Origin of the sequence: Kribbella monticola (assembly GCF_003261635.1) — a bacterium.
Classification (GTDB): domain Bacteria; phylum Actinomycetota; class Actinomycetes; order Propionibacteriales; family Kribbellaceae; genus Kribbella; species Kribbella monticola.
The window spans coordinates 125,697-144,702 of sequence record NZ_QFXK01000018.1 but is presented as its reverse complement, the minus strand read 5'-3'; the positions used below and the strand labels follow the sequence as shown (position 1 = coordinate 144,702).

The window sequence follows — 19,006 nt, the reverse complement described above, 5'->3', positions numbered from 1 at the left end:
CATGACCATCGCTCCACCGAGCGACCAGCTGGTCGCCGGCGCCACCGAGCGCCGGCGACCGGTCCGGCCCACCGGCCGGGCGCCCGGTCGCACCCGGATCGGCTACCTTTTCGTCTCGCTCTACGCCCTGCTCGCGCTGGCTTTCGGAGTGGTTCCTTCTCTGTACGCCGTGGTGCTGGCCTTCACGAACACCGACGGCGGATTCGCCGGTCTCGCCAACTTCACGAAGGTTGTCGGCGATTTCCGGTTCTGGCCGGCCGTGCTTCATGTGACCACCTACCTGGTCATCTGGCTGGTCGGGCTCGTGGTCTTCGTCGTGGGCCTGGCATTGCTCGTCCACTCCGTCCGCCTGCGCTGGGCGAGCACCGCGCTGCGCTTCGTCTACTACCTCCCGGGCGCTCTGGCCGGCGCATCCAGCGTCCTGCTCTGGCTGTTCGTCCTCGATCCCACCGCCAGCCCGGTCAGTGGCCTGCTCCGAGGGCTCGGGTTCGACAGCTTCGTAGCGGTCATCCAGCCCGGGCACCTGCCGGCGATCTTCGCGATCATCGCGTTCTGGACCGGAGCGGGCGGCTGGATCGTGATCATGTACGGCGCCCTGAACAACATCAGCACGGAAGTGATCGAGGCAGCCCAGGTCGACGGGGCGAACGCCGTACAGACCGCGCTGCAGATCCAGCTTCCGATGCTTCGCAAGTGGATCGCCTACATGGGAGTGATGTCCTTGGCGGCCGGCACCCAGCTGTTCGTGGAACCGCAACTGCTCAGTCAGGCCAGCAACGCGGTGGTCCCCAACGACTACTCGCTCAACCAGCTCGCCTACCAGTACGCGTTCCAGCAGAACGACTTCAACGGCGCTGCTGCCATCTCCCTCATCCTGCTGGTCGTCGCGCTCCTGCTGTCCTGGGTGTTCGTGACCCGCGGTGGCCTCTTCGAGAAGGAATGAGAATGCCGGCACTCTCCGTCGAACGCCGCGGCGCGAACCTCCGAGGATGGAGCGGACGGTCCGTCGCGGGCGTCGTGACGCTTCTCTTCGTCTGCTTCTTCGCGATTCCGATCGTCTGGCTGCTGTTCGCGGTCACGAAGTCCGCCAAGTCGCTGACCGTCTCGAACCCGTTCTCGGTGGGCACCTGGCACGACCTCGTGGCCAACTTCCACCAGCTGTTCGACTTCCAGGACGGTGCGGTCACGACCTGGATCGCCAACTCCGCCGTGTACTCGGTGGGCGCGCTGGTGATCACGCTCCTCGTCAGCATCCCCGCGGGATATGCCCTCGCGCTCACCGAGTTCAAGCTCCGCAGGGTGCTCCTGGTGCTGACCCTGGTCGTGATGCTCATTCCCAGCACCGCGCTGGTGCTGCCGATCTTCCTCGAGCTGAACAGCTTCGGTCTGATCGGAAGTCCGCTGTCGGTGATCCTGCCGATGTCGTTCTTTCCGTTCGGCGTCTACCTCACCTACATCTACTTCTCGACGAGCATCCCGCGTGATCTGCTGGCGGCGGCCCGGATCGACGGCTGCACGGAATTCCAGGTCTTCGCCCGGATCGCGCTGCCGCTGGCCGCGCCGATCGTTGCCCTGGTCGCCTTCTTCAGCTTCGTGCAGAACTGGAACAACTTCTTCCTGCCGTTCGTGATGCTGCCCTCCAGTGACGGCTATCCCATCCAGGTCGGCCTCACCTCGCTGCTGGCCGCGACCCCCGCGTTCAATCCCAGCTCGGCAGGATCGGACTCCGTCCAGCTGCCCACCCTGGCGTTGGCGACCATCGTGTCGATCCTGCCGGTGCTGATCGTCTTCCTCTTCTCTCAACGGTTCCTTGTCGATGGAATGACGGCGGGAGGAACCAAGGAATGACCGCCCCGGCTCGCAAGGAGAACTGCCCATGAAGATCACTGGCTATCGCAGCCTGAGCACCGTTCACGACTGGGGGAGAGTCACCGGCGACGTCAACGGCGTACAGAGTGGCAACACCACACCGGTCCCCGTCCTCATCATCGAGACCGATGCCGGTATCGAAGGAGTCGGCCTCGGCCCGCACAGCGACATCGCGCGCGTCTTCCCAGCGGTCGAAGGCGAGGACCCCCGAGCGGCCGTCGCCCTCTACGACCGGATGCTCGACTGGGTGTTCAAGACCGGTCATTCCGGTCCGGTGTTCGGCACGATCGGGGCGATCGACATGGCCTTGTGGGATCTCAAGGCCAAGGCGGCCGACGAGCCGCTCTGGCGGACCCTCGGTGCGCGCGAACGCTTCGTCCCGGGGTACGCGTCCGGCCTCGAGTACGGCCTGACCGACGAGGAGCTCGGCGAACTCTACGGCCGGTTCGCGGACCGCGGGTTCAAGGCGGGCAAGCTCAAGGGCGGCCGCGACCTGGACCGCGACCTGCCCCGGCTGGAGATCATGCGCGACGTACTGAGCCGCAATTCCCGCCGGCCCGCCCTCATGTTCGACGCGAACGAGTGCTGGAACCACGCCCAGGCCGCCCGGTACGTGGCCGCCATCGAGGAGCGTCTGGACCTCACCTGGGTGGAGGAGCCGCTGCGCCGGTGGGATGCCGCCGGGATGGCCGCGTTGCGGGGAAAGGTCCGGGCGGCGATCGCCAGTGGCGAGAACCTGACCGGGCTCGAGCAGTATCGCCCGCTGCTCGACGCCAGGGCGCTCGATGTCGTCCAGGTGGGCAACGTGTGGGGGATCACCCACTTCCTCCGGGTGGCAACGCTGGCGCATGGTCACGATCTGCCCGTGAGTCCCGTTGCGTACAACGCGAACCCGGTCGCGCACGCGGCCGCCGCCGTACCGAACCTGCTGACCTACGAGGTCCAGGATCTCCATTTCCCGGTCGGACTGGACGTCGACCAGACCTTTGACGACGGAGGGATCATCTTGGGTGACCGACCTGGTATCGGCATCGTGGTGGACGAGTCCCAGCTGGCGCCGGGCGACTCGGGGGCGGTCGTTCCCGCCTCGACCGGACCGCACATCCGGCCGGAGCGGGCTGCGCTGCGGCTGGTCGCCGAGCCGGACGTGATCGACGTTCCCGCCGTACCGCTGAGGCCCGTCTCGTGACGCGCGAGCCGGAGCGCCGGGCTTTCGTCGTCGGAGTACGTCCCGACAAGCGCGAGGAGTACCTGAAGCTGCACAGTGCCGTCTGGCCGGGCGTCGAGCAGAAGCTTGTCGAATGCAACATTCGCAACTACAGCATCTTCGTCTTCGGCGACATCCTGTTCGCGTACTACGAGTACGTCGGCGAGGACCACGACGCGGACATGCGCCGGATCGCGGCTGACCCGGTCTCGCAGGAATGGTGGACGCACACCGATCCGTGCCAGGTGAGGATTGCCGAGGAAAGGACTCCTGGCGCGCTGTGGCAACCCATCGACGAAGTGTGGCACCTCGGGTGATCGATGCCCATGTGCACCTGTGGGATCGCGCTCTGGACCCGCAGGACTGGATCGATCCGCAGACGATGGCACCGATCGACCGTGACTTCGGCGCGGCCGATCTCGGTGCCATGCTCGAAGCGTCAGGACTCGATCGCGCGGTCGTCGTCCAGGCGAGCAACAGCCTGGCGGAGAGCGTCCGGCTCGCCCAGCTGGACCCGTCGGTGGTCGCGGGTCTGGTCGGCTGGGTCGACCTCACCGCGGAGGTCGGTCCCCAGCTCGACCGGATCCGCCGGAACGCGACGGTTCCCGTCGTGGGGGTGCGCCATCTGGTGCACATCGACCCGGATCCCGAGTGGCTGCTGCGGGAGGACGTTGCTCTCGGCCTCGACGCACTCGATCGTGCTGGCCTGTGTTTCGACCTCGTCGTCCGCGATTGGCAACTTCCGCAGGCGGCGCTCGTGAGTGGCCGGCACGAGGGAATGCGCTTCGTGCTCGACCACCTGGGCGGCCCGCCCGGCCCTGCAGAGGACGCGAGCGAGTGGGCAGCGTGCTTGCGTGAACTGGCTCGTCGCCCGAACGTCGTCGCGAAGGTCTCGGGCCTCGTGTCCGGCCTGGCTCCGGGCTCCTGGCGGGCCGAGGACCTGGCCGATCGGGTGACGATCGCCCTCGAAGCGTTCGGACCCGATCGCCTCCTGTACGGCTCCGATTGGCCGCTGGCCGAACTCGGCGGGGGAGCGGCCGCGTGGAAGTCTGCTGTGGACAGCCTGTTCACCGGGTTGTCCGAGGCGGAACGCCGTCGGGTGTTCGGTGACAATGCCGCCGAGGTCTACTGCCTCTTCTGACCCCGCTTGCGGCTGCGCGAGCGGGGAGGGTGGTCGGACGGCCGCCGGCGTTCCCACGCCACGTGGATGTGAGCAAGCATCGCCTTCTCGGCGGCGGCGACGTCGTTGCGCGCGATGGCCTTGACGATCGCCTCGTGCTCCTTGAGCGTGAGCGCCACCGCGTCGGGCGGGTTGATGCCCTGATAGCGGCTGGACTCCACGGCGCGCTTGTAGATCTGCTTGGCGATGTTCTCCGCCAGCCGGTTACCGGAGATCTCCATCACCGCGTAATGGAAGATCACATCCGCCTGCCGGAACGAGTCGGTCTCCGACTCGCTTTCCCGCATGGCGGTCAACGCGTTCTCCAGCCGCCTGAGCTCGTCGGCGGTGTGCGAACCGGCCACTGCCCCCGCCATGGCCGACTCAAGGCTTGCGCGCACGACCGTCAACTCGTCGAGGACGCCGAGACTTTCGTCGTTGTCGATCAGGGCAGACAACACCACCGGGTCCAGCATGTTCCAGTACCCCGGCGCCCGAACCTGCGTACCCCGGCCTTGCGAGACGGTCACCAGGCCTTTCTCCTCGAGGCGCTTCACCGATTCGCGCAACACCGTCCGGCTCACCCCGAAGTGCTCGCTCAGCGGCCCTTCCGGAGGCAGCAGATCGCCTTCCTTCAACCGGCCAGTCACGATCAGATCCACGAGCTCGGCGACGACCGAGACCCCGAGCCGACCCACCGGCAGACGTCGCGGCATCAACTGCGCAGCGGGAATCGAGTCTTTCGCCATACGTATGATCTTACCGACGCGGGCCGCGGACAAGGCTGCGACGCCTCAGGTTGCAACCGCCCTGGCTTCCTGGAGACTCCTGAGATCGCCACTGCTAGTAGGCGATGGTGAATCGCCGTTGAGTATGAGCCGGTAGCTCGGCCTCGTCGATGACCGCGACTGCGAGGTCTTCGAACGAGATGCGGCTCTGGCCGTCCGAGTCGGTGAGCAGTTGGTCGCCACCGAGGCGGAAGCGGCCCGTGCGTTCGCCGGGGAAGGCGTACTCCGGCGGGCTGAGATAGGTCCAGAGCCGGTTGGAGAGGCGATAGGTGTTCAGCGCGGCACGGTGTCCCTCGACCGCGACGATGTAGTCGCCCGGCAGTCCGATCTTCTCCAGATCAGCACGCATGTGGTCGGCCCGGTCTGCCATCACCACCCCAGGGCTGATCTCCAGGCTGCCGGTTCCGCCGATGACGATGAGCCGGATCGACGGATGTGCATCGAGTGCTTTCAGCAGCGTGGCCGCCACCCGGGCGAAGGTCGACGGGTCCTCGATCGACCGGCGCATGGTGTCGTCGAAGTCCTGGCTCGCGTTGCCCGGCCCATAGGCGCTGACCAGTACGTCGAGACCGCCGATCGCAGCTGTTGCGCTCTCCGGGTCGAGCACATCGATGCTCCTCCAGGTTGCGACCGGTACCTCGGGGTGCGGCCGTGACGCGTCGCGCGTGAAGCCCGTGACGTGATGTCCGCGCCGCGCTGCCTCTGCGGCCACGCGTCGACCGAGGTTGCCGGTCGCGCCGATCACACCGATCTGCATGCTGTTCACTCCTTGCCTGCGGGCAGATAGACCAGCTCGACCACGCCGGATTCGAGCTTCCGCGCTTCGCTGAGCTGGAGCGTGGTACGGACACCACCATCGACGAACAGCCGCGTCCCGCCGCCCAGAACGAGCGGGTGAACCGCGACCCGGTATTCGTCGATCAGGTTGTGCTTCATGAGGGTCTGCACCAGCGTGGAGCTGCCGTACACCTCGATGTCCCCACCGGTTTGCTGCTTGAGCTTGGCGATCTCCTCGGCCACGTCGCCTTGGATCACCGTCGCGTTCCAGGGCAGCGACCCGGTCAGGGTTCTCGATGCGACGAGCTTGGGAATCTCGTTCGTCCGGTCGAGGTACGGGCCGCCGCCTTTGACGTTGCCCCAGGACCGGTACATCAGCTCGTAGGTGGTCCGTCCCATCAGGAAGTAGTCGCTGGCCAGCAGGCGGTCCAGCGCCTCCTGCTGCGCCTGGTCGGTGAAGTACTGGTTTGCCCAACCGCCCTGGTCGGTCTCGCCGAACCCGCCTGGGTCCTGGATGACGCCGTCGAGCGAGGCCAGGGTCGAAACGGTCAGTTTTCGCATGACGAACCTCCGTGTGTGGTGTTGCCGACTGTTCGGCAACGTCGCACTACAGACGAACCGCACCGCCAGAAGGAATCGGTCTAGCTCAGAAATTCTCGACCGACCTTCGTGACAACCCACCCGCACGTGCTCGACAGCGGCCCGTGGGACGGGTCACGCGTCTGGCGGGACCGCCGGGAAGCCGAATGCCGTGACCAGATCTGCGTCGCCGAACGCGGTGATGCGTGAGATCCCGTCCGCGTCTGCCGTGAGCACCACGATCCCGTAGGGCAGATAGCTGCCATCCGCACCGCGGTAGTAGGCGGCGACGGCGGGCTGGCCGTTGGCGCTGGCCGGCAGCATCCGCCAGTGCCCGGGCGAACCCAGCACGTGCTGTCCCATGTAGGGCATGCAGTACCTGATGCCGGAGTACCAACGCCGCAACGGCGGAGCCTCGAGCGTGGCATCGGCACGCAGCAGCCGTTCGAGTGCTGCGGGGTCGGCCGTCTCGAACGCGGCGACGTAGCGGTCGAGCAGCTCGCGCTGCTGCGGCTCGGTCAGCTCGCCTACCTGGTCCGCGACCGGCGCCACATCGTCCAGCCGCGCCCGAGCCCGCTGCAGAGCGCTCTTCACGGCCGCAACCGAAATGTCGAGCAGCTCGGCAACCTCAGCGGCACTCCAGGCGAGCACCTCGCGAAGGATGAGTACTACGCGCTGGCGGGGTGGCAGGTACTGCAGACTGGCGACGAGCGCGAGCCGCACGGTGTCCCTGGCTGTGACGATCGCGGCCGGATCGCTCGAGTCCGGCAACCAGTCATCGGGAAACGGCTGCAGCCACCTCACACTCGTGTCCACCGAGTTCGGCGGCGCGGACGAGTCCTGACTCGGAGCACCCAACCCGGACGGCAGCACCCTCCGGCCGTGGTGCCTCAAGGCGCTCAAGCAGGTGTTCGTCGCGATCCGGTACAACCAGGTCCGCAACGACGCCCGTTCTTCGAACGAGTCGAAGGCTCGCCAGGCGCGCACGTAGGTCTCTTGCACCGCGTCCTCGGCATCGGCCAACGATCCGAGCATCCGATAGCAGTAGGCCAGCAACTCCGGCCGGTACTGATCGGCGCGCAGTACGAACTCGTCGCCCTCCACCGCGGTCCCGGTCACATCGCACACATTAGCCCGACACCGGTGCCACCTCGCGTTTTCCATGAGCGCGGAGGGAACTGACCGTTCGCACGGATGACCCATTGATAATATCTATTGCATATCATATGAAGTGGATATTAGTCTGAGATCGAGTGCGGCGACGAGGAGATTGGTATGACGGTGGGCTGGGGAGCCGGGTGCTGAGCGAGCCGAGCCTGCCGGGGCGCGTTGAACCGTTGGCCGGCAAGGTGATCGAAGGGTGACCCGGCTCGGAGCGCGCAGCGGCGGGCGTCGTACGCGGGACGCTGCGGGCAACGGGTACCGCGCCGTCTTCGCCGTCCGGGAGTACCGGGCGATTTTTGCCGCCCATGTCCTGTCGGTCCTGGGCGGGGTTTTCGCCGAGGTCGCGCTGGCCGTACTGGTCTTTCGCGAGACCGGCTCAGCGCTGCTGACGGCGCTGATCTTCGCGCTCGGGTTCTTGCCCTACTCCCTCAGCGGAGTGTTGCTGTCCGGCCTGGCCGACCGGCACCCGCCGCGCAGACTCCTCGTCACTTGCGACCTACTCAGCGCGGGTTGCATGGCCACGATGGCCGTCCCGCGGGCACCGCTCGCGGCGCTGTTCGTACTGCGGTGTATCGCCGCGAGTATCTCGCCGCTGTTCACCGGCACTCGTGCGGCCAGCCTCGTCGACATCCTGCCGGACGACCTCTACATACTCGGCCGCTCGCTGGTACGCATCGTTTCGCAGAGCGCCCAGATCGTCGGCTACGGGCTCGGCGGTCTCGCCCTGGTTTGGCTACCACCCCGCGCAGCCCTCTGCGTCGCCGTCGCCACCTTCCTCAGCTCCGCCCTGCTGCTTCGCCTCGGCACCCGCGAACGGCCCGCCCGGACACCCGCCGCCGCCGCGGCAAACACCACGACCAAGACGACGAAGACCAAGGCGAAGACCAGGGCGAAGACCAAGGCGAAGACCAGGGCGAAGACCAAGGCGGAGACTAAGGCGAAGTACCAAAGCCTCACCTCGACCGGGCAGCTACTACGCGACCCACGCATCCGTGCACTGCTGCTGCTGTGGTGGATCCCGCCGATGTTCTTCGTCGTCGCCGAAGGAGCAGCCGCCCCCTACACGACCGGGCTGGGAGCGGATTCGGCCGGATTCGGCGCGTTCCTCGCGGCCATGCCGGCCGGCAACGTGATCAGCGAAATCCTGGCCGGCACACTCCTCACACCCGCGACCCGGGACCGCATCGTCTTTCCGCTCGCCGCCCTGTCCCTCCTGCCGATGATCGCGTTCGTCACCCATCCCGCCTTGCCGCTGGCGATCGCGTTGATGTTCACCACCGGGCTGTGTGCCGCCTACACCCTCGGCATGGACCGGTGGTTCGTCCAAGCGGTGCCCGAGCAGCAGCGAGGTCAGGCGATGTCGCTGCTGGGCGCCGGAATCATGACTCTCCAAGGCTTCGGCATGGCGACCGGCGGCGCCGTCGCCGAGATAACCCCCGCCTACACAGTGATCTGCGGAGCCGGGGCCATCGGAACCCTCAGTGTGCTCGGAGTACTTCGATCGGTACGCCGCTCACCCGAGCCCACTCACGCCCGACCAGAAGAAAGGAGGTGACCCAGATGCGCAACTGGTTCCCCAACTGACCCGACCCGGCAGCCCCTGAGGCCTGCCCCCTGCGGGGTGGCGACAAGCACGTCGCCACCCCGCACCCCCAACAAACAACTCCACCGCCGGCTCAGCTACAGCTTCACGATGCCACCGTCAACGCTCGCGGCAACCACAGACGAAGGTCAGCCTCGGTGTGGCCGACATCACCAACTGCCCAGATCTGCTGAAGCGGAGAGCGCTGCCCGTGGATCGTGGGAAATCTCTTCCCGGACAGCACAAAGGCCCAGGAACAGATTGCGATGTCTGCCTGAGCCTCGATGCCGGTGCGCCGCCAGGGACTCGAACCCCGAACCCGCTGATTAAGAGTCAGCTGCTCTGCCAATTGAGCTAGCGGCGCATGTTCTGTTGTGTTCGAACGAAGAGGATCGTAGCAGGGCGGATGGGGGGATGCGAAATCGGTTCGGGGGGCGAGTTTCAGGGGTGTAGTTCGAGGACGGCCTGGGCGGCGTTGTGGCCGGGGATGCCGCTGACGGCGCCGCCTCGGCGGGCGCCGGAGCCGCAGACGAGGAGGTTGGCGACGTCGGTCTCGACGCCCCAGCGGCCGGTGTCGGCGGAGTTGTCGAGCCAGGGCCACTGCAGGTCGCCGTGGAAGATGTGGCCGCCGGGCATGCCGACGGATGCCTCGATGTCGTACGGCGTCTTGGCCTCGATGCAGAGGTTGCCGTCGGCGTCGCGGGCGATGCAGGGTTCGAGCGGTTCCGCCAGGTACGACTCCAGGCCGGCCAGCACGCGGCGTACGGACTCGTTGCGGGCGGCATCGTTGTCGGAGGCAAACAATCGGGCCGGGAAGTGAACGCCGAAGACGGTCAGGGTGTGATGCCCGGAGGCGATCAGGGCAGGGCTCAGGATGGACGGGTCCGTCAAAGAGTGGCAGTAGACCTCGGACGGCGGTACTGCGGGCAGGGAGCCACCGGCGGCTTCAACATAAGCCGATTCGAGTTGCGAGTAGTCCTCGTCGATGTGGAAGGTGCCCGCGAAGGCGCGCGCTGGGTCGTCGCCCGAGCGTAGCCGGGGGAGCCGTGACAGCAGCAGGTTGATCTTGAGCTGGGATCCTTCCGGTCGAGCAGAAACCGACCGCCCGCGCAGACCGTCGAGTGTGGCCGGCGCGACGTTGGCCAGTACGAAGGAGCAGTCGACCGAACGCTCACCGTCACCGCCGAGCCACGTCACCGAGCCGCGCTTCCCGTCGGCCTCGACCGACGTCACCGAGGCGTTCGTCACCAGCGACGCACCAGCCCGCCGGGCGGCAGTCGCCAAAGCATCCGTCACAGCACCCATACCGCCGACCGGCACCCGCCATTCGCCGGTGCCGTTGCCGATCAGGTGGTAGAGGAAGCACCGGTTCTGGATCAGCGACTCGTCGTGCAGGCCGGCGAACGTCCCGATCACCGAGTCCGTCGCGACCACACCCCGCACCGTGTCGTCGGTGAACCGCTGCTCGATCACCTCTCCGAGCGGCCGCTCCACCAGCGCCTCCCACAACGCCGGGTCCACCTGGCGACGCAACGACTCACCAGGCACCAGCGGCTCGAGCAGCGTCGGCGCGACCACGGCAGCGAGTTCCCCGACAGACCCGTAGAAGGCAGACCAGGCGTCGTACTCCGCGTCGCTGCCCGTCAACGCCGTGAAGGACGCACGGGTCGCGGCGCCCTCGGGACGGTCGACCAGAAGACCCAGGTCGCGCCCTCCCCGGCGTACGGGGGTGTACGACGCGACGGAGCGGGACCGGAGCTCCAGGGACAGGCCGAGGTCGGCCACGATCTTGTCGGGGAGCAGGCTGACGAGATACGAGTACCGCGACAGGCGGGCGTCGACGCCGGGGAACACCTGCTGGCTCACCGCGGCGCCGCCCGTGTGCCCCTGCTGCTCCAGCACGAGCGTGGACAGCCCCGCGCCGGCCAGGTATCCAGCCGCGACCAGGCCGTTGTGGCCGCCGCCGACGATCACGACGTCGTAGAAATCTGTCATCCGGCCGGCCAATCCAGCTCGCGGTACGCGGCGTCCCAGAACATCCACTCGTACCTGGTGGTGGTGGAGAAGTGCCGGTGGCACCGTTCGCGCTCAGCCGGCCCGACGTCGCCGCCGAGCCGATCCGTGACCGCCAGCACCGACTCTACGACCGCGTCGAACTCCTCGGACCCGTACGTCGAGATCCATTGCGCGTAGACCGGATCGGGCGACGACCGCTTGAGCAGTTCCCGGCCGACGTCGCGATAGATCCAGTAGCAGGGCAGCACGGCGGCCACCGCCTCGGCGTACGTGCCCGTCGCGCAGACAGCCGTCAGATAGGACATGTACGCCGTGGTCGTCGGCCGTGACCCGGCAGCGTCGACGTCGGCCGATTCGAGGCCCAGCGAGCCGAGCAACTCCGAATGCAGACTTTGCTCGACCGCGATCGCCTCGGCCGCGTGGGTGGCGAAGAGACGCACCTCGTCCTCGTGGGTCGCCCGGGCGGCGACGAGGGTGAGCGCGCGCGAGTACGCCCGCAGGTAGTGGCTGTCCTGGATGATGAAGTAGCGGAAGGCGGAGTGCTCCAGCGTCCCGTCGGTGAGCCCGGTGATGAACGGGTGGCGCAGGATCTCCTCGTACACCTTCGCGGCGCCGCGCTCCCACAGTTCCGCGGAAAACGTCATCCCCAGCTCCTCACCGTCGACTGCTGAGAACCCTAGCCAAGCGCACCGACGATTGGCAGGAGACGAACTTCACGAACCGGCTTACCCTGACGCCATGACGATCCAGGAGACCGCACCGAGCGAGGCGCTGGCGATGCCGCCGGACACCCCGCTGCTGAGCCGGATCCGGTCGTCGGTGATCGGCGACGACCAGGTGATGCCCGGTCCGTACGGCCCGCGCCGGGTCACGTACGCCGATTACACCGCGTCCGGCCGGGCCCTCACCTTCCTCGAGGACTTCATCCGCGAAGAAGTGCTGCCGCGGTACGCGAACACCCACACCGAGTCCAGCGGCACCGGTCTGCAGACCACCCGGCTGCGCGAGGACGCCCGCAAGATCATCCACGACAGCGTCGGGGGCGACGACGAGACCGCAGTGATCTTCTGCGGGTCCGGCGCGACCGGCGCGATCGACAAGCTGATCGGCGTCCTCAGCCTGCGGATCCCGGCCGGCCTCGAGGACGAGTACCAGCTGACCGGCCAGATCCCGCCCGAGCGCCGCCCGGTCGTCTTCATCGGCCCGTACGAACACCACTCCAACGAGCTCCCATGGCGCGAGTCGATCGCGGACGTGGTGACGATCGGCCAGGACTCCGACGGGCACATCGACATCCCGCGCCTCGAGGAAGAGCTGATCCGGTACGCCGAGCGGCCGCTCAAGATCGGCTCGTTCTCCGCCGCGAGCAACGTCACCGGCATCGTCAGCAACACCCATCGGGTCTCCGCGCTCCTGCACCGGCACGGCGCCTTGTCGTTCTGGGATTTCGCCGCCGCCGCGCCGTACATCGAGATCGACATGTACGGCGGGCGCTCGGCCGACCCGCTGTCGTACAAGGACGCGATCTTCCTCAGTCCGCACAAGTTCATCGGCGGCCCGGGTACGCCGGGTGTGCTGGTCGTGCGCCGCGACCTGCTGCACAACCGCGTACCCGACGTACCGGGTGGCGGCACGGTCGTGTTCGTGAACCCGAACGAGCATCGCTATCTCGACGACCCGATCCATCGCGAGGAGGGCGGCACGCCGGCCATCATCGAGTCGATCCGGGCCGGCCTGGTGTTCCAGCTCAAGCAGGCGGTCGGAATCGAGGTGATCCGGGCGCACGAGGACGCGTACCTGCGCCGCGCGGTGGAGGCCTGGCGCGAGGAGCCGAACATCCAGATCCTCGGCAACCTGGACGCCGAGCGGCTGTCGATCGTCTCGTTCGTGGTGAAGGCGCCGTCCGGGCGCTATCTGCACCACAACTTCGTCGTTGCCCTGCTCAACGATCTGTTCGGCATCCAGTCCCGCGGCGGCTGTTCCTGCGCGGGACCGTACGGGCACACGCTGCTCGGGATCGACCTGCAGCAGTCGGCGGAGTTCGCCGCCGAGATCATGCACGGCTGCGAGGGAATCAAACCGGGCTGGGTCCGGGTCAACTTCAACTACTTCATCTCCGAAGCAGTCTTCTCGTACGTCGTGGAAGCGGTGAAGCTGGTCGCGCGGGACGGCTGGCGATTGCTGGGCGACTACCGGTTCGACCCGGCCAACGGTCTCTGGAAGCACCACCGCGGCCCGGTCGAGCCGCCGATGCGGTTGTCCCAGGTCGGCTACGACGCGGACGGCACCTTGCGCTATCCGCACCACAACGACACCGCCCCGGAATCCGCCCTCGACGACTACCTCGCCGAGGCCCGGCAACTCCTCTCGGCCTGCCAGCACACCGCCCCGACCGCCGACGAGGCCGCCGTCAACGCCGACTTCGACCACCTCCGCTGGTTCGACCTCCCCGCTACCTGCATCACCCGCTCGGCACGCTGACAACCAGGCAACGGCATGTAACAACGCTGTCACAGCCCGCTCGTGGACGTGTGCGTGCCGTGGGCAACGGTCACTGGAGGCGCGGAGGTGGATCCGATGACCAGTGAAGATGCCGAACGAGCCACCGCGCACCGACGAGTCCTCCGAAAACGCCAGACGGTCGCCCACCAGCCACTCGGCCGTACGCCGAAAAGCCTTCGTCCCAGCAGCCGCCCGTCGCGGGCGGGACGTGAGGCGGCGAGCTACCCGAGCAAACTCGTGCACCGGAAGATCGATCCGCTCGCACCCTCCCGACCGCAGACCACCTGGCGTACCAGACTCGCCAAGCTCCTTGCCGCCGCACGCAGGTGGATCAGCGCCGCCCGGCGTTGAGTTCGTGTCGGGGCGGCGCCGTCGGGCGTTTGCTCGCGGTGGGTCAGCCGCCGACGTTGGTGGAGATGGGGGCGACTGCCTCTTTCCAAGGGATTTGGTTGGCGACGTGGGCGCGGAGGAGGCGGGCGTGGCGGGGGAGGTTCCAGGCCATGGCTCCGGTGACGTGGTGGCCGTCGCCGTAGAGGGCGGCGAAGCGGCCTTCGGTGGGGTCGCCGGCGACGATGTGGAAGTCGAGGTCGTCGCCGGATCGGCCGTAGACCTGGAGTTTCACGTCGTACTGATCGGTCCAGAAGTAGGAGACCGGTGCGAACGGGATCTTCGCGCCGAGCAGGTTCTTGGCGGCGATCGTTGCCTGCTCGGTGGCGTTCATCCGGTGTTCCAGCCGGCGGCGCCCGATCCGGGGGTGATGCCATGAGGCGACGTCGCCGGCCGCGACGATGCCGGGCGCTGCGGCGCAGTACTGGTCACATTCCACGCCGTCGCCGAGGCGGAGCCCGCTGGTGGCGAGCCAGCTGGTCGCCGGGGTCGCGCCGATCGCGACCAGCACGAGGTCAGCGGTCACGTGCGATCCATCGGAGAGCTCGACACCTGCGACTCGGCCGCCCTCGCCCGTCAACGCGCTGACGCCAACGCCACAACGAAGATTCACACCGCGCGACTGGTGCAGCTGTGCCAGCAACCCGCCCAGCTCCGCGCCGAACTGCCGGATCATCGGCGCAGGGAGGGGATCGATCATGGTGACCTCGAGCCCCGACTCGCGCCCGACCGCGGCGACCTCGGCGCCGAGGAAGCCCGCGCCGACGATCGCCATCGAGCGCGCTGAGCGCAGGCCGTCCCGCAGCGCGAGGGTGTCGTCGAGCGTCCGCAGCAGATGTACGCCGGCGAGGTCGTGCCCGAACGGCAGTCGCCGTGGCGTCGCCCCGGTCGCGATGACAAGGCCGTCGTACCCGATCTCACGACCGTCCGCGAGCACCACCTTGCGCCCGATCGGATCGAGTCCGGCCGCCGGCGTACCAAGCATCCATGACGCTTTGAGATCGGCCAGGAGCGCGTCAGGGCGGAGGACGATCCGATCGGGCTCCCAGGCGCCGCGGAGGATCTGCTTCGACAGCGGCGGCCGGTCGTACGGCGAATGCACCTCGTCGCCGATGATCGTCAGCTCACCCGTGAAGCCCTCACGCCGCAGCGCCTCGGCCGCGGTGAGTCCAGCGGCCGAGGCGCCGACGACGACCACCCGGGACAGCACGCGCGGCTACTCCGCCACCGTGATCGCGAGCGCCGGACAGATCCGGGCCGCCTCCCGCGCACCTTCCTCGGCATCGGCGGGAGGCTGTTCGGCCAGCAGTACGGCGATGCCGTCGTCGTCACGCTGGTCGAACACCTCGGGCGACGACAGGACGCACTGCCCCGACCCGATGCACCTGTCCTGATCGAGAACGACCTTCATCCCAGCTCTCCCATCACCAAGTCACCGGCAGCGCATGCACGCCGTAGATCGCCATGTCGTGTTTGAACGGCACCTCGTCGAGTGGGATCGCCAGCGCCAGCGTCGGGATGCGCCGGTAGAGCGTGCTGTAGACGACCTGCAGCTCAACGCGTGCCAATGGTTGCCCAAGGCATTGATGTACGCCGTACCCGAAGGCGACGTGGTGCCGCGCGGCCCGGTGGATGTCGAGTTTGTCCGGGTCGGGGAAGGCCTCGGCGTCGCGGTTGGCGATCTCGGTCGCGACGATCACGCCGTCACCCTTGCGGATCAGCCGCCCGCCGATCTCGATGTCGTCCAGGGCGACGCGGCGGCGGCCGTTGTGCACGATGGTCAGGTAGCGCAGCAGTTCCTCGACGGCGTTCGCGACCAGCTTGGGGTCGTCGGTGTCGCGGAGGGCGGCCAGCTGATCGGGGTGCTCGAGCAGCGCAACGGTGCCCAGGGCAATCATGTTGGCGGTCGTCTCGTGGCCGGCGATCAGTAGCAACAGGGCCATGTCGACGATGTCCTCGATGCCCATCTGCCCGGTACGCAACTGCTGCACGATCAGGCGGCTGAGCAGAGCGTCGTCGGGCGCGGAGTCCAGGCGCTTCACCAGGTCCCGCAGGTAGGCCCGCAGTTCTTCGCTGGCGGCCCGGCTCTGCTCGGCGGTGTTGTCGCGCCGGAGCAGCGTCTTGCCGAGGCGGTGGAACAGTGTGCGGTCGGCGTACGGGACGCCGAGCAGTTCGCAGATCACCAGGGACGGGAGCGGCAGGGCGAGCGTCTCGACCAGGTCGGCCGGCTTCGGGCCGGCGAGGATGTCGTCGATCAGGCCGTCGGTGATCTCCTGGATCCGCGGCCGCATCGCCTCCACCCGCTTGATCATGAAGTCGGCGGTCACCAGCCGGCGCTGGGCCGCGTGGTCGGGGTCGTCGCGGACGATGAACGCATTGAACTGGCCGCGGTTCTGCGACTGAGCCGCGTTCGAGAACGGGAAGCCGTCGTTGCGCGGGTCGGAACTGATCCGAGGGTCGGCGAGCAGCTGGCGACTGTGGTCGTAGCGGGTCACCATCCACGGCGTACTGCCGTCCCACAGTTTCACCCGCGACAGTGGCTCGGTGTCTTGCAGCCGGTCGAGTTCGGGCGGCGGGTCGAACGGGCAGCGACCGCGGCTCATCGGATAGGTCGGTAGTTCCTCCACGATCTCGGCCATCGTCGACTCCCCAGAGTTACCGAACGATTGTTTTCTTACTGAACAAACGTTAGGCATCTAGATATGGTCGTACCAGACAGTGAGAGGTAGGTCACACTTCGTGAGCAGGTCAGGCGAAGATCAGCGAGACGAGATCGTCGAGCGAGTCGTCGTCCGGCCGCTCGATCCGTACGCCGTCCAGCAGGGCGGCCCGCCCGTAGACGCTTACGAAGACCAGCGAGGCGGCTCGCCGACTGGGTACCCGGAGCGCGAAGCCGGCCTCGGCGCAGCGGTCGAAGGCTTCGATGAAGCTCGTGAACACCTCGAACAGCGGGCCGTTGACGGGACGCTCGCCGCGGATCGCCCGCCGGGTGGCCTTCCCGAACAGCAGCCGGTAGTGCCCCGGCTTGGCGTCGGCGAAATCGCGGTGGGCGTGCACCTGGGCGCGTACCCGGCCCATCACGTCGGTGGGATCGAGACTCTCGTCGGCAGCCGTCATCGCCTTCATCAGCAGGCTGAACTCGTACTCCACCAGTCCGTCGATCAGCGCGGCCCGGTCGGCGAAGTGCTGGTAGATGCTGGCCGGCGCGATCCCGACGGCCCGGGCGACCCCGCGGATGGTGAGGCCGTCCTCGCCGCCGAGTTCGGACAGCAGCCGACCGGCGCCTTCCAGGATCTCGATCCGCAGCCGGTCGCCCTCGCCCCAGCGGTTGCGGACCCGCTGGATGGTCTCGTCGTCCGGCATTTCGTCATTCTGCCCCAGGGGCACCCGTCCGAACGGAAGCCCGGCCCGCATCGGCTGCCTCCACTTCGGCCGGGAAGCCGAAGCGGGTCACCAGGGCCGGGTCGGCGAACACCGTGATCGCGACGATGTGGCTGCGGTCGACGGTGAGCACCGAGATCGCGAACGGCCTGAACTCGTCGTCGATCGTCTCGCGGTAGTAGGAGGCCGCCGCGGGCTGGCCGTTGGCGATGGTCGGCAGCATCTTGTAGAGCCCGGGCTCGGTCATGACCCGCTCGCGTAGTTGCCCGACGCAAGTGGTCTTGCCCTGGAACCAGACATCGGACGGTACGACTTCGAGCCTCGCGTCCGACCGGAGCAGGTCGTTCATCGCCTCGACGTCCGCATGCTCGAAGGCGGCCATGTAGCGGTCGAGGATCGCGCGCGCCTCCGGAGAGTCGGGCTCGACCACTTCTTCCGTGGTCGGTGCGACTTCGGACAGGGTGGCCCGGGCACGCTGCAGCGCGCTTTTGACCGCAGGCACGGAGGTCTCGAGCATCTCGGCAACCTCCGCCGCGCGGTACCCAAGAGCTTCCCGCAGGATGAGCACCGCTCGCTGCCGTCCTGGCAGGTGCTGCAGGCTGGCAACGAGCGCCAAGCGAAGACTCGATCGCGCTGCGACGACGTCGGCCGGATCCCCAGCCTCGGCGGCAGGTCCCGGGAACGGGTCGAGCCACGATTGTTCGCTCTGGACGGGCGCCATCGTCGTGCCCGGATCCGGACTGGGAGCGAACAACCCGGACGGGAGCGCGCGGCGTTGCGGGGATCCGAGCGCGTTCAAGCACTGGTTGGTCGCGATGCGATACAGCCAGGTTCGCAAGGACGACCGGCCCTCGAAGGTGTCCTGGCTTCGCCACGCGCGCAGGCAGGTCTCCTGTACGACGTCCTCGGCCTCGTGCAGCGAGCCGAGCAGCTTGTAGCAATAGGCGAGCAACTCGGATCGGTACTGCTCGGTCTCCTCGAGGAACTGGTCGCGATCGTCGCTGGAGATCGTCTTCATCAGGCCTTCGCCGCGGTTGCGGGTCGATAGGTCAGGCTCGCCAGTCCCGGGTCGTGGCCTTCGCCGGCCCGGACCAGCTCCCAACGGTGTTCCAGCCCGCCGTCGCGGAACAAAGGCGTGCCACCGGGCACGAAGACCGGTACGACGGTGAGGGTCAATTCGTCCACGAGCCCCGCGTCCACGAGCGTCTGTCCGAACCGGCCGTGCCCGTAGACCATCAGCTCGTTGCCGCCGGCCTCTTTCAGCTCACGCACCGCGGTCACGACGTCCCCGCTCACCACGGTCGTGTTGGTCCATTCGGCCTCGGTGAGTGTCGACGAGAACACGTACTTCTGCATCCGATTGAGCCGCTCGGCGTACGGGCCGGTCGCGGTTGGCCATTGTCGCGCGAACAGCTCGTAGGTGTGGCGGCCCATCAGGAAGGCGTCGCTGCGCTCCAGGACGGCGAGCGAGTGGGCGGCGCTCCCTGCTCCGAAGTACGGTCCGGCCCAGGTCATCGGCTCGCCGATGACGCCGTTGAGCGAGACGAGGGCGGACAGAGAGAGCCGGCGGGTGTTGTTTTCAGTCATGACAGGTA

Annotated in this window: 20 protein-coding genes and 1 tRNA gene; 8 read left to right on the top strand and 13 right to left on the bottom strand. The window is 67.6% G+C overall.

Annotated elements, in window-relative coordinates; translation table 11 throughout:
- The first annotated feature begins 1 nt into the window (after position 1).
- From DIZ26_RS08965 to DIZ26_RS08945, 5 genes are read left to right on the top strand one after another with little or no spacing between them, the layout of a single operon-like run.
- Complete coding sequence (locus tag DIZ26_RS08965; RefSeq protein WP_112239250.1) at positions 2–943, top strand: carbohydrate ABC transporter permease; 942 nt, start codon at positions 2–4, stop codon at positions 941–943.
- Positions 944–945: 2 nt separating this feature from the next.
- Positions 946–1,848, top strand: a complete 903-nt coding sequence (locus tag DIZ26_RS08960; RefSeq protein WP_198676000.1) for a carbohydrate ABC transporter permease — start codon at positions 946–948, stop codon at positions 1,846–1,848.
- Between the two features lie 28 nt (positions 1,849–1,876).
- Positions 1,877–3,058: a mandelate racemase/muconate lactonizing enzyme family protein gene (locus DIZ26_RS08955; protein WP_112239246.1), complete on the top strand. Its 1,182-nt coding sequence runs from the start codon at positions 1,877–1,879 to the stop codon at positions 3,056–3,058.
- Positions 3,055–3,393: an L-rhamnose mutarotase gene (locus tag DIZ26_RS08950; protein ID WP_112239244.1), complete on the top strand. Its 339-nt coding sequence runs from the start codon at positions 3,055–3,057 to the stop codon at positions 3,391–3,393. Before DIZ26_RS08955 ends, DIZ26_RS08950 begins: the two co-directional genes overlap by 4 nt.
- Positions 3,390–4,217, top strand: a complete 828-nt coding sequence (locus tag DIZ26_RS08945) for an amidohydrolase family protein (RefSeq protein ID WP_198675999.1) — start codon at positions 3,390–3,392, stop codon at positions 4,215–4,217. The genes DIZ26_RS08950 and DIZ26_RS08945 overlap by 4 nt, the downstream gene beginning before the upstream one ends.
- Here DIZ26_RS08945 and DIZ26_RS08940 read toward each other — a convergent pair.
- The 4 genes from DIZ26_RS08940 to DIZ26_RS08925 form a co-directional block, all read right to left on the bottom strand.
- Entirely contained in the window at positions 4,202–5,017 is an 816-nt protein-coding gene (locus tag DIZ26_RS08940) for a FadR/GntR family transcriptional regulator (protein ID WP_198675998.1), read from the bottom strand. The two genes, DIZ26_RS08945 and DIZ26_RS08940, sit on opposite strands and share 16 nt — an antisense overlap.
- Before the next feature lie 61 nt (positions 5,018–5,078).
- Entirely contained in the window at positions 5,079–5,780 is a 702-nt protein-coding gene (locus DIZ26_RS08935) for an NAD(P)-dependent oxidoreductase (RefSeq protein WP_112239238.1), read from the bottom strand.
- 5 nt (positions 5,781–5,785) lie between these two features.
- Entirely contained in the window at positions 5,786–6,361 is a 576-nt protein-coding gene (locus DIZ26_RS08930; protein ID WP_112239236.1) for a dihydrofolate reductase family protein, read from the bottom strand.
- 153 nt (positions 6,362–6,514) lie between these two features.
- Positions 6,515–7,498, bottom strand: a complete 984-nt coding sequence (locus DIZ26_RS08925; RefSeq protein ID WP_232828209.1) for a sigma-70 family RNA polymerase sigma factor — start codon at positions 7,496–7,498, stop codon at positions 6,515–6,517.
- A 241-nt stretch (positions 7,499–7,739) separates the two neighbouring features.
- Between DIZ26_RS08925 and DIZ26_RS08920 the strand changes: the two genes are divergently transcribed.
- Positions 7,740–9,098 carry an MFS transporter gene (locus DIZ26_RS08920; protein WP_112239232.1) on the top strand — a complete coding sequence of 453 codons (1,359 nt, stop codon included), beginning with the start codon at positions 7,740–7,742 and terminating at the stop codon, positions 9,096–9,098.
- 318 nt (positions 9,099–9,416) lie between these two features.
- On the opposite strand, the gene DIZ26_RS08915 is transcribed toward DIZ26_RS08920, so the two are convergent.
- From DIZ26_RS08915 to tenA, 3 genes are all read right to left on the bottom strand, one after another.
- Positions 9,417–9,489, bottom strand: a tRNA-Lys gene (locus DIZ26_RS08915).
- 77 nt (positions 9,490–9,566) lie between these two features.
- Positions 9,567–11,120, bottom strand: a complete 1,554-nt coding sequence (locus DIZ26_RS08910) for a phytoene desaturase family protein (protein WP_112239321.1) — start codon at positions 11,118–11,120, stop codon at positions 9,567–9,569.
- Positions 11,117–11,785: a thiaminase II gene (gene tenA, locus DIZ26_RS08905; RefSeq protein WP_112239231.1), complete on the bottom strand. Its 669-nt coding sequence runs from the start codon at positions 11,783–11,785 to the stop codon at positions 11,117–11,119. Before tenA ends, DIZ26_RS08910 begins: the two co-directional genes overlap by 4 nt.
- Before the next feature lie 94 nt (positions 11,786–11,879).
- On the opposite strand from tenA, the gene DIZ26_RS08900 reads away from it, so the two are divergent.
- Together DIZ26_RS08900 and DIZ26_RS37405 are read left to right on the top strand one after the other, a co-directional pair.
- The gene (locus tag DIZ26_RS08900) at positions 11,880–13,622 is read left to right on the top strand and encodes an aminotransferase class V-fold PLP-dependent enzyme (RefSeq protein ID WP_112239230.1); all 1,743 of its coding nucleotides are present in this window, start codon (positions 11,880–11,882) and stop codon (positions 13,620–13,622) included.
- A 96-nt stretch (positions 13,623–13,718) separates the two neighbouring features.
- Positions 13,719–13,994: a hypothetical protein gene (locus tag DIZ26_RS37405; RefSeq protein WP_157979655.1), complete on the top strand. Its 276-nt coding sequence runs from the start codon at positions 13,719–13,721 to the stop codon at positions 13,992–13,994.
- A 43-nt stretch (positions 13,995–14,037) separates the two neighbouring features.
- On the opposite strand, the gene DIZ26_RS08895 is transcribed toward DIZ26_RS37405, so the two are convergent.
- The 6 genes from DIZ26_RS08895 to DIZ26_RS08870 form a co-directional block, all read right to left on the bottom strand.
- Positions 14,038–15,240: an NAD(P)/FAD-dependent oxidoreductase gene (locus DIZ26_RS08895; RefSeq protein ID WP_112239229.1), complete on the bottom strand. Its 1,203-nt coding sequence runs from the start codon at positions 15,238–15,240 to the stop codon at positions 14,038–14,040.
- Positions 15,241–15,246: 6 nt separating this feature from the next.
- Positions 15,247–15,441 (bottom strand): ferredoxin, encoded by a 195-nt coding sequence (locus DIZ26_RS08890; protein WP_112239228.1) that lies wholly within the window; start codon positions 15,439–15,441, stop codon positions 15,247–15,249.
- Between the two features lie 13 nt (positions 15,442–15,454).
- A complete protein-coding gene (locus tag DIZ26_RS08885) occupies positions 15,455–16,669 on the bottom strand; it encodes a cytochrome P450 (RefSeq protein ID WP_112239227.1) in 1,215 nt (404 codons plus the stop codon).
- 109 nt (positions 16,670–16,778) lie between these two features.
- Entirely contained in the window at positions 16,779–17,393 is a 615-nt protein-coding gene (locus DIZ26_RS08880) for a TetR/AcrR family transcriptional regulator (RefSeq protein WP_198675997.1), read from the bottom strand.
- Between the two features lie 4 nt (positions 17,394–17,397).
- The gene (locus DIZ26_RS08875; RefSeq protein ID WP_112239226.1) at positions 17,398–18,429 is read right to left on the bottom strand and encodes a sigma-70 family RNA polymerase sigma factor; all 1,032 of its coding nucleotides are present in this window, start codon (positions 18,427–18,429) and stop codon (positions 17,398–17,400) included.
- Positions 18,429–18,998 carry a dihydrofolate reductase family protein gene (locus DIZ26_RS08870; RefSeq protein ID WP_112239225.1) on the bottom strand — a complete coding sequence of 190 codons (570 nt, stop codon included), beginning with the start codon at positions 18,996–18,998 and terminating at the stop codon, positions 18,429–18,431. The genes DIZ26_RS08875 and DIZ26_RS08870 overlap by 1 nt, the downstream gene beginning before the upstream one ends.
- Positions 18,999–19,006 lie beyond the last annotated feature (8 nt).

What these genes read in the sequence shown, in the direction of transcription:
- DIZ26_RS08910 (WP_112239321.1), bottom strand. Translation starts at nt 11,120, where the DNA reads ATGACAGATTTCTACGACGTCGTGATCGTCGGCGGCGGCCACAACGGC.
- DIZ26_RS08935 (WP_112239238.1), bottom strand. Translation starts at nt 5,780, where the DNA reads ATGCAGATCGGTGTGATCGGCGCGACCGGCAACCTCGGTCGACGCGTG.
- DIZ26_RS08930 (WP_112239236.1), bottom strand. Translation starts at nt 6,361, where the DNA reads ATGCGAAAACTGACCGTTTCGACCCTGGCCTCGCTCGACGGCGTCATC.
- DIZ26_RS08885 (WP_112239227.1), bottom strand. Translation starts at nt 16,669, where the DNA reads ATGGCCGAGATCGTGGAGGAACTACCGACCTATCCGATGAGCCGCGGT.
- DIZ26_RS08870 (WP_112239225.1), bottom strand. Translation starts at nt 18,998, where the DNA reads ATGACTGAAAACAACACCCGCCGGCTCTCTCTGTCCGCCCTCGTCTCG.
- tenA (WP_112239231.1), bottom strand. Translation starts at nt 11,785, where the DNA reads ATGACGTTTTCCGCGGAACTGTGGGAGCGCGGCGCCGCGAAGGTGTAC.
- DIZ26_RS08890 (WP_112239228.1), bottom strand. Translation starts at nt 15,441, where the DNA reads ATGAAGGTCGTTCTCGATCAGGACAGGTGCATCGGGTCGGGGCAGTGC.
- DIZ26_RS08900 (WP_112239230.1), top strand. Translation starts at nt 11,880, where the DNA reads ATGACGATCCAGGAGACCGCACCGAGCGAGGCGCTGGCGATGCCGCCG.
- DIZ26_RS08965 (WP_112239250.1), top strand. Translation starts at nt 2, where the DNA reads ATGACCATCGCTCCACCGAGCGACCAGCTGGTCGCCGGCGCCACCGAG.
- DIZ26_RS37405 (WP_157979655.1), top strand. Translation starts at nt 13,719, where the DNA reads ATGACCAGTGAAGATGCCGAACGAGCCACCGCGCACCGACGAGTCCTC.
- DIZ26_RS08960 (WP_198676000.1), top strand. Translation starts at nt 946, where the DNA reads ATGCCGGCACTCTCCGTCGAACGCCGCGGCGCGAACCTCCGAGGATGG.
- DIZ26_RS08955 (WP_112239246.1), top strand. Translation starts at nt 1,877, where the DNA reads ATGAAGATCACTGGCTATCGCAGCCTGAGCACCGTTCACGACTGGGGG.
- DIZ26_RS08880 (WP_198675997.1), bottom strand. Translation starts at nt 17,393, where the DNA reads ATGCCGGACGACGAGACCATCCAGCGGGTCCGCAACCGCTGGGGCGAG.
- DIZ26_RS08875 (WP_112239226.1), bottom strand. Translation starts at nt 18,429, where the DNA reads ATGAAGACGATCTCCAGCGACGATCGCGACCAGTTCCTCGAGGAGACC.